Origin of the sequence: Maribacter sp. (genome assembly GCF_049667165.1) — a bacterium.
Lineage (GTDB): Bacteria > Bacteroidota > Bacteroidia > Flavobacteriales > Flavobacteriaceae > Maribacter_A.
Genome location: NZ_JBATHS010000054.1, coordinates 1 through 1,629 on the forward strand (window position 1 = coordinate 1; position 1,629 = coordinate 1,629).

Below are 1,629 nucleotides of genomic sequence, written 5' to 3' on the forward strand. Positions count from 1 at the left end.
TCAATGATCACGACGACATTGATCATCGCATAGGTAATAAGAAAGAACAACGTAACCAAAGGTGCAATCGCATTAAGATCTCGCAGGAGCATAGAAATGAATATGATCAATCCGGTTACGATCATGGCATTCCTAGGTTGGCCATTTGCACTTTGACCAGAGAGAAAAGCACCGTAAGGCAACACCCGGTGTTCCCCCATGGCAAATAGAATACGTGAAGACCCCACCAAAGAGGCCAATGCCGAGGAAAATGTGGCACCCAAGATTCCGGCAATGATCAACGGGCCCACATAGGATTTTTCAACAATAATATTATAATTCGTGATCAACTCTTGTTCAGTAGCCGTGCGAGCCAACCAGTAAGCCAAGAGCATGTAGATCATAAAGCTGACGGCAATGGCCCAAAGCGTACCTTGGGGAATACTTTTCTTAGGTTCTTTTAGTTCCCCAGACATATTGGCGCCTGCCATGATACCGGTAGCGGCAGGAAAGAAAACGGCAAATACAAGCCAGAAATCACTGCCCGTAAACCCATTCTCACTAGATCCCTTGAACGTTCCCCATCGCACGGCATCCTCAGTGGGTATATACATTGACCCATAATAGGCTGCAAATACGATTGAAAACAAGGAAAGAATGATCACCACCATAATAAAAAATTGCGTTTTTATGGCAAGATCCGCGCTGATGTAGGCAATGGTAAGCAATACCCCAAAGACGAGGATATCTATTAAAAACGCATCATGCCCCGGGAAAATGCTCAACCATCCCTCCCTAAATCCGAAAATATACATGGTAACCGCCAATCCTTGGGAAATATATCTGGGGATACCCAAACTTCCACCTACTTCCAGCCCAAGGGCCTGTGAGATTATGGCATAGGCCCCTCCAGCACCAATTCGGATGTTGGTGGTAATGGCCGACATGGATAAAGCGGTACAAAGTGTGATAAGGAATGAAATGATGATGATAAGCCACGCACCCAACAAACCGGCATTGCCTACTACCCAACCCAAACGCAGGTACATGATCACCCCGAGAATCGTAAGCAGGGTTGGTGTAAAGACCCCGGCGAACGTCCCGAACTTTTTTATGTTGTTCTTTTGTGAATCCATTATTGGTTCTATACGATTATCCTAACTAAAGCAGTGAAATGAATGTTTAATTTCAAAAAGAAACCAATATACAAGAAAGTGTGATTATAAAAAGCAAGATCAACCCAATGGCCAAGAGAAAAATGGAACGGTTCACATTTTTGAATTTTAGTGCCGTGATTTTCGAATTTATATAAATCTGTTGTCCCAACTGATCAAATAGTTCAACCTCATCCAAACTTACCTTATAAAAGGTTTTGCTAAACTCTTTGATATCTCCGAACTTTGAAATCACGTCGCCAAAAAAGAACATATTCTTTTCATATTTACCTTCAATACGCGGCATAAAACATCGAATACTAAAGTAAATCGAGGCCGTGGTGAACATAAAATACAATCCTAACAGCACATACAAGAAGACGTATTTTGACCCCAATTCAAGAACAAAACCAAGATTTTGGTAAATGATGTTGAACAAGATCCCATAAAAAGATAGGATCAGGCCCGCCTTAATTTCCGATGCCCTAATCAAGGC

The 1,629-nt window shown here is 42.3% G+C and carries 2 protein-coding genes; both read right to left on the bottom strand.

Annotated features, from left to right (window positions below; translation table 11 throughout):
* On the bottom strand, window positions 1–1,115 hold a 1,115-nt coding region (locus WBM98_RS03565; RefSeq protein ID WP_424364651.1), incomplete at its 3' end, for an amino acid permease.
* A gap of 52 nt (window positions 1,116–1,167) precedes the next feature.
* A partial coding sequence (locus WBM98_RS03570) for a Pycsar system effector family protein (protein ID WP_424364652.1) occupies window positions 1,168–1,629 on the bottom strand: 462 nt, incomplete at its 5' end.